Source organism: Streptomyces sp. NPDC037421, from assembly GCF_055602105.1.
On sequence record NZ_JBVJWV010000039.1, the window covers coordinates 62,232 to 70,124 of the forward strand.

Here is a 7,893-nt window from a genome sequence, read left to right on the forward strand (position 1 = left end):
GCCGGCCGCATCCCGACGTGAACCCCCGGCGCGCCTTCGCGCTCGTCGCGGGGGTCGAGCGGTACGAGGCCAGCCACCACTGGAACCTGCGCGGCCCCGCCCGCGACGCCCTGCGCTTCGCCCGGTGGCTGACCGGGCCCGGCGAGGTGCCCGCCGCGAACGTCCGGCTGCTGCTGTCCCCGCTCGACGACCCCGACACCCTCGACTGGTCCGCGTCCGAGGGCCTGGCCGCGCTGCGGACCGCCTGCCGGCCCGCGACCGAGGCGAACGCCCGCACCGCCCTGCTCGACGAACTCCCCGAATGCGACGGGGACTTCCTGTGGATCTTCTGGGCCGGGCACGGCTACCTCGGGCGCGACGGAGAGCTGATGCTGCCCTGCGCCGACGCCCGTCCCGGCCACATCCGCCACCTCAACCTCGACTCCGCGCTGCGCTGGTGGCGCACCGACCTGGTCAAACACCGGCGGTTCCCCCTCCAGGCCGCGCTGGTGGACGCCTGCCGCGTCGACGCGCCCCGCGACAGCCGCTTGAGCTTCGGCAGCACCGACTACGGCGGCGGCCAAACCGTCCCCGGCCGACGGCAGTTCCGGCTGTACGCCTCCCGGGAGGGCGAGGCCGCGCAGAACGACGCCGAACGGGGCGCGGGCCGCTTCACCGAGGCCCTGCTCGGCGAGCTCGGGGACCGGTCCGCGGGGGAGGGCGCCGCCGTCCTGCCCGACGCCGCCCGGAGCATCCACAGCGCCTTCCAGCAGCTGCGCGAACGCGGCGAGGGCTGGCAGCTGCCGCAGTTCCTCGTCGACCGGGACTGGGACGCCAACTCCTTCCTCGACTTCCCGGCCGACGGCCCGCCCGGCCCGTCCCTGCCCAGCGCCCCCCGCCTCGACCAGACGGGATGGGACGGCCTCGGCGAGCTCTTCGAGGGCCGCGACCTGCCGCGCTGCGCGTACGAGGCCTACGCCTGGGCCTTCAAGGCGGCCGGCTGCACCACCCCCGTCGACGGCGGGCTGCCCGCCGACACCCTCCTCGACGTGGTCGCCGACCTCGACGAGCGGCAGGGCGGCCGGACCGGAATGCCGCTCTCGGTGCCCTTCGTGCACTTCCTCGCCGACCGGACCGCCCGCCCCGGCGGCGGACCCGGCGGCGGCCCGGAGGACCCCGAGTGGGCCGCGGCCCTCGGGCGCTGGGTACGCGCCACCCGAGAGCGGCTCGACCTGCCCGCCCTGCGCCCGCCGCCCGCCCCAGCCCGCCGGGCCACCCTGCACGTGCGCCTGGAGTCCCCGCCCGGCGGCGAGGACGGCCTGCTGGCCCGGATGTGGCTGCGCGGCGAACGGACCCGCCACGTATGGGAGTCGGAGGGCAGCCCCGTCCAACTGGCGGCCGTGCGCGCCGAACTCGTACGCCGCCTCGCCGAGGGCGCCCCCGGAGCCGGGCAGCCGCAAGGCGGCATCGGGCGGATCGAGTTCCACGTCCCGTACGAATTGCTGGAGACGGACTTCGACCAGTGGCCCGTCCCGCGCGGACCGGGCGGCCGGACCCGCCCGCTCGGCATGGTCTACGAGGTGGTGGTGCGCTGCCCGCAGGAGCGCGAGGACACCCGCACCGAGTGGCGGGCCAAATGGCGCTGGCTCCACGTCCAGGACGGCCGCCACCCCGACGCCGTACGGCTCGTCGAGGACGCGGACGTCACCGACGCCCTCGGGCTGCGGCTGGGGGCGCGGCCCGCGCCCGCCTGCGTCCTCGGGCACGTCTCGGGAAACCGTACGGCCGCCCTGCTGGACGCCCTCCTCGAAGGCGGGGTGCCCGTCGCGGTGTGGCGGCGCGGCGGCGGAACGCCCGCCGGGGGGCTGCCCGCGCTGCTCGCCCCCGACGCCGGGCCGGGGGCGCCCTCGGTGTTCGGGCTGCCCGCCCGCGTGCGCGAAGTGCGCCGGGCGGCCGCCGGCCAAGACCCCGGAGGGGAAGACCGGTTGGTGTTGCTGTGGGACGATCCCGACGACACGGTCGACCTCCGCTCCCTGACCACCTGACCCCACCGCCCGCGAACGGCAGAGACCCGGCCCGCCACGGGCCCCGACCCGAACGCACCACCCGCGAACAGACGATGGAGGCACAGGCAGTGGCGAAGGACTGGTGGCTGTACCAGGGCGCGGGCCCCGGCGAGGAGCGCCGCACCCGGCTGGAAGCCGGAACGCCGCCGCCCTGGCGGGACTTCACCGGCGTACCCGACCCCTCCTACGGGCCGCCCGGCTGCTCCGGCGAAGCCTGGGAGCGCACCCGCAGGCGCGGCGAGGGCTACGTCCCGGACGAGCCCGAGAAGGACGTGGTCAACACCGCCCTGCACCTGCGCCGGCCGCTGCTGATCACCGGCAAGCCCGGCGTCGGCAAGTCCACCCTCGCCTACAGCATCGCCGCCGACCTGGCCCTGGGCCCCGTACTGCACTGGCCGATCACCAGCCGCACCGTGCTGCGCGACGGCCTCTACCTCTACGACGCCATCGGCCGGCTCCAGGAAGCCGGACTGGAGCACGTCCGCGTCCCCGGCGCCCGGCTCCCCGACACGGCGGACGGACCGGCCGCCGCCCCCTCCATCGCCCGCTACCTGCGCCTCGGCCCGCTCGGCACCGCCCTCCTCCCGCAGCGCCGGCCGCGCGTCCTGCTCATCGACGAGATCGACAAGAGCGACATCGACCTGCCCGGCGACCTCCTCACCGTCTTCGAGGACGGCGGCTTCGTCGTCCCCGAACTGGCCCGCCTCGCCAAGGAGGAACCCACCGTCGCCATCGGCACCGACGACGACCCCGACGCCGGCGTGGCCGTCACCCAGGGCCGCGTGCAGTGCAGCTACTTCCCCGTCGTCGTCCTCACCAGCAACGGCGAACGCGACTTCCCGCCCGCCTTCCTGCGCCGCTGCGTCCGCCTCCACCTGGAGGCGCCCGGACCCGAGAAGCTCGCCCGCATCGTGCGCGGACGGCTCGGCGTCGACATCACCGGCGCGGACGCCGCCGAGTACCAGGACCTCGTCCGGAGCTTCCTCGAACGCGCCGAGGACGGCGACCTGGCCACCGACCAGCTGCTGAACGCCATCCAGCTGCGCCTGGCCGGAGCATGGTCGGCCCCCGACGACCGCGACCGCTTCCTCGCCACCGTCATGCAGCACCTCACCGGGCCCACCGCGTGATCGAGAGGCTGCTCGCCGCCTTCGCCGCGGGCGCCGAGGACGGTGCCGCGCCCCGCACCGCCGTCGGCCCCGAGGAGATCGCCGACATCCTCTGGCTGGCCGCCCGCGTGGGCCCGGCCGCCACCGCGCCCCGGGACGGGGACGGGCCGCCGCCCGGCCAGGACGGCCCGGACGAGGCCCCGCAGCCGTCCCCGCGCCACAACGACCCCGCACCCGGCCGGCCCGGCCAGGCCGCGGAAGGGGCCGTCCAGCTGTTCCCCGCCGGTCGCGCCCGGCCGGAGCCGCCCGCCGCGTCCGGCGCCGACGCGCCCGCACGGCGCGGCGTACCGCTGCGGCTGCCCCGCACCGCCTCCCTCGACGACCCGCTCGCCCTGATGCGGTCGCTGCGCCCCGTGGGACGCCGATCCATCGGCGGGCCGGGGGAGGAGCTGGACGAGCAGCTCACCGTGGAACGCAGCATCGAGGCGATGGTCCCCACCCCGGTCCTGCGCCCCGCCGAGAGCCGCTGGCTCGACCTGGCCCTCGTCGTCGACACCCACCCCTCGATGCTCCTGTGGGCCGACCTGGTGGCCGAACTGCGCGGGGTGTTCACCCGCAGCGGGGTCTTCCGCGACGTCCGCACCTGGCAGCTCACCGGCACCGCCCCCGGCGGCACCCCGATGCTCGCCCGGGGCCGCGGCGGCCCGCCCCGCAACCCGCTGGAGCTGGCCGACCCCGCCGGGCGGCGGCTGATCCTCCTCGTCTCCGACACCGTCGCCGGGGGCTGGCAGGAGACCCCGCTGCTGGGCGTCCTGCGGCACTGGAGCGCCCACAACGCCGTGGCCGTGCTGAACGTGCTGCCCGAACGGCTGTGGACCCGGGGCGCCGTCCGGCCCGTACCCTTCGCCGTCCGCTGCGACCGGCCCGCCGCGCCGGGACACGACCGCGCTGGAGGCGGTCGAACGGTTCCGGGCGAGCGCCTCCCCGACCGCCCAGCAGCTCGCCGCCCACCTGGCCGCCGTACCGCTGACGCTGCCCGTGATGACCCTCGTACGGCGCTCCCTGCTGCGCGACTCGGAGCACGGGCACCTGGCGGAGGTGGCCCTCGGGGGGCTCTTCGCCCCGTGGGAGGGGCAGCAGCGGCCGGAGGAGGCGGAGTTCGACTTCCTGCCGGGGGTACGGGAGGTGCTGCTCGGCTCCCAGCTGCGCGGGGACGTCGCCGCCGTCCGGGAGCTCGTGCGCCGCCGGGTCTGGGAGTTCATGTACCGCCACCGGGGCACCGGCCCCGACTTCTCCGCGACCCGGGTCACGACGGGTGCGCAGGGGCGCCGCCGGGTCCCGGAGGGGGCCCTGCCGTTCGCGGAGCGGCCGGCCGAGGTGCCTGTGGCGGAGAGGACGTTCGAGGTCCGGCTGGCCGAACGGCGCGGGGTGCGGGACGCCGTCGTGCAGGTGCGCTTCGAGCCGCTGGCGGAGCCGCGCGAGGTGGGCACCCTGCTCGGCCCCCGGCTGGTGCTGACCGTCGGCGACGTGGAGCAGCCCCGGGACGCCGTCGCCTGGGTGCGGGCGGCGGACGGCAGGGAAGTCGCCTGCCGGCCCGTGTGGTGGGACGAGGCGGGCCCGCGGGTGCTGCTGCTGGAGAGCGAGACGGACCTGGCGGACCCGCGACGGTTCCTCGCTCCGGGCTGGGGGGTGTCGTCGGCGGACGGGGCCGCGGAGGCGGAGGCCGTCGTCGACGGGTTCGGGGAGGACCAGGCCCCGCGTTCCTTCTTCGGCCAGGTGCTGCTGTCCGCCGGTGCCCGCAACGGGGAGCTGCTCCGCTTCCCCGTCGACCTGGGGGACTGGCACCAGTTCCGGGGCTCCCCGGTCTCCCGCGACGGGAGCCTGATCGGTGTCGTGCACACCGTCCGGCCCGACCGGATGGTCTTCCTGACGGCCGAGGCCCTGCTCGCGCAGGACGGGTTCCGGGACGCGCTGGATGAACGGGCGTACGGGACCGGTGTCACCGTGGCCGTGCGGGGCGGCGAGGGTGGCTACAGCCCCGGAAGCCCCCCGCGCCGGGAGCTGACCGACCTGCTGGCAGCGGCGATGGCGGAGGCCGAGGTCACCGGCCGGCCGGAAGACGGACCGGCGGGGGTACGGGTTTCCCTGCCCGGACCCGGCGCCTTCGCCAAGACCGGACGGATGCTGCTCGCGCTGCACCGGTTGACGGACCGGGACAGCCTGCCCGGCCCGCCGTTGGCCGTGGCCCTGGCGGCCCACGGCGTCGGGGACGAGGAGGGGGTTGCCGACCGGCTCCTCCAGAGCCGCACGGTCACCGCGTGGGTGAGGACCAGCGGCCCGGACCACACCCTGCGTCTCGTGCTCACCCTCTCCCAGACGCTGTACGAGGAACTCCGCGACATCCTCGGACCGCTGTCCCTGCGGCCCCTCGAACCGCTGGGGGAGGAGCCGGGCGGATGGTTCCTCGCCGGAGATCCCAGCCGGGTGGCGGAGCTGCTGGCGGACGCGGAGACGTACCGCCTGGAGGAGTCCGTCTGGCCCCGCTGCGGCTTCGGCGCCACCAGCGGGAGCCCGGCAGGGTGCACCGGCATCAGAGTGCCGGGCCGCCAGAGCTGCCTGGCCCACTTGCCGCGCTCCGAGCAGGACGCCTACCTGGGCACCTTGGAGCCCGCCTCGTCCGTCGACTTCCGGGGGACCACCTTCGAGGGGGGACTGCTGGGGAGGGTGCTCGACGCGGTGCGGGACCCGCGGACGGGGTCGGTCGTGCTGGACTCGGCCGCCTTCGCGAGGGCGTGCTTCAAGGACGACTGGGCGGCGGCGGATGCCGTCTTCAACGGCGAAACCGACTTCACGCGCGCCGTGTTCGAGGGCCTGACGGGCTTCGCCGGGGCGACCTTCGGCCGGGACGTGTCCTTCGACCGCGCCGTCTTCAGGGAGGTGGCGGGCTTCGACGGCGCCACCTTCGCGGGTGCGGCCTCCTTCGGCCGTGCCGTCTTCGAGCAGGTGGCGGCGTTCGAAGGGGCCGCCTTCGAGGAGGCGGCTTCCTTCGAGCGCGCCGTCTTCGTCAGCGCGGCGCAGTTCGCCCAGGTCACCTGTGACGAGGACGTCTCGTTCGGGCGCGCCGTCATGGAGGAGGAGGCGGTGTTCGACGGGATGGCGGTGCGGGCGGGGGCGGACTTCGACCGGGCCGTCTTCAAGGGGCGTACGTCGCTCGGAGAGTGCTTCTTCCGGGGCCCGGTGTCCTTCGCGCGCGTCGTGTGCGAGGGTCCGCTGTCCGCGGTCGGCTCCCGCTTCGCGTTCGAGTCGGACTTCGAGTCCATGGTCTGCGAGGGCGAGGCGGTCTTCCGTGACGCCCGCTTCGACGGCCCGGCCGCCTTCGCCCGTACCCTCTTCCACGGCCTGGCGGCGTTCGACACGACCTGGTTCGGGGAGCGGACGGCCTTCGAGGGCGCTCTCTTCCGGGGCCCGGTCCTGATCAAGAACAGTGTGTACACGGAACCGGTCGGCTTCGACGGCGCCGTGTTCGAGGGCATGTTCCGGTGGGTCGACTCGAAGACGGAGACGGAGACCGCGCGCGGCAGCTTCGCCGGAGCCGTCTTCCGGGGCTCGGCACGCTTCCTGCGCGGCGAGTTCAAGGGCGACACCGTCTTCGACGGGGCCCTCTTCGAGGGTTCCGTCACCTTCGAGGACTGCGACTTCCGGGCCGCCCTCTCGCTGGCCGACGTCCTCTTCCACGGACAGGCCGCCTTCACCGGTGTCACCCTCGCCCGCCCCCTCGACCTCCCCGGGGGCTGGACCGCCGTCGAGGTGGACGGGGTGTGGGAGATCACCTCCCCCGACCGCCCGGAACCCGGCGAGGCCTGAGGCATTCTGGCCACTTCAGAGCCAATCCCACGCCCAGGAGCAACAGTTGACCCAGGCCGGCCCGCGCCACATCCCCTTCGACCGCCTCCACAACTTCCGAGACCTCGGCGGCTACCGTTCCGCCGACGGCCGGGCCGTCCGCTGGGGGAGCCTCTACCGGGCCGACTCCCTCGGGAAGCTGGGCGGCGCCGACTGGGACCGGTTCCTCGGGCTCGGCGTCCGCACCGTCATCGACCTGCGCTACCCCTGGGAGATCGAGGCCAAGGGCCGGATACCGGAGCCCGAGCGCTTCGCGTACGCCAACCTCAGCATCGAGCACCGCCCCTACGACCAGGCCGAGATCGACCCGGACCTCGACCCCTGGCGCTACCTCGCCGACCGCTTCGCGGAGGTGGCCGAGGACGGCGCGGACGAGATCCGGCGGGCCATCGAGCTCATCGCCGACGGCCCCGGCCCCGCCGTGTTCCACTGCACCTCCGGCAAGGACCGCACCGGCCTGATCGCCGCCCTGCTCCTGACCCTGCTCGACGTCCCCGAGGAAGAGATCCTGGCCGACTTCGCCCTCACCGAGCTCGCCACCGAGCGCCTCACCGCCGACTGGCACGCCGCCAACCCGGGCCGCACGATGCGCTGGCCCTCGTACGGCCGCGCCCCGGCCACCGTGATGGAGCTGGTCCTCGCCGACCTGACCAGCCGTTACGGTTCCCCGTCCGGGTACCTCACCGAGGCCGTCGGCATCACCCACGGGACCACGGCCCGGCTGCGGGAGCGGCTGCTCGCCTGAAAAACCAGGTGCCCCGGCCGGGGGGGGGGGGGGGGGGGGGGGGGGGGGGGTGGGAGGAGGGGGGGGGGAGGGGGGGGTGGGGGAGGGGGGA

At 75.5% G+C, this 7,893-nt stretch carries 4 protein-coding genes and 1 pseudogene; all 5 read left to right on the plus strand.

Features of this window, described 5'->3' with window-relative positions; genetic code table 11:
* The first annotated feature begins 17 nt into the window (after positions 1-17).
* On the plus strand, positions 18-2,024 hold the full coding sequence (locus ACZ7IF_RS34395; RefSeq protein WP_470979853.1) for a VMAP-C domain-containing protein: 2,007 nt from the start codon (positions 18-20) through the stop codon (positions 2,022-2,024).
* 74 nt (positions 2,025-2,098) lie between these two features.
* Positions 2,099-3,175, plus strand: coding sequence for an AAA family ATPase (locus ACZ7IF_RS34400; RefSeq protein ID WP_470979856.1), 1,077 nt, complete (start codon positions 2,099-2,101; stop codon positions 3,173-3,175).
* Positions 3,103-4,080 (plus strand): annotated as a pseudogene (locus ACZ7IF_RS34405) (SAV_2336 N-terminal domain-related protein); the annotation flags it as partial. The gene ACZ7IF_RS34400 and the pseudogene ACZ7IF_RS34405, both read left to right, overlap by 73 nt.
* 115 nt (positions 4,081-4,195) lie before the next feature.
* Positions 4,196-7,018: a pentapeptide repeat-containing protein gene (locus ACZ7IF_RS34410; RefSeq protein ID WP_470979859.1), complete on the plus strand. Its 2,823-nt coding sequence runs from the start codon at positions 4,196-4,198 to the stop codon at positions 7,016-7,018.
* Positions 7,019-7,064: 46 nt separating this feature from the next.
* Positions 7,065-7,802, plus strand: a complete 738-nt coding sequence (locus ACZ7IF_RS34415; RefSeq protein WP_470979862.1) for a tyrosine-protein phosphatase — start codon at positions 7,065-7,067, stop codon at positions 7,800-7,802.
* Positions 7,803-7,893 lie beyond the last annotated feature (91 nt).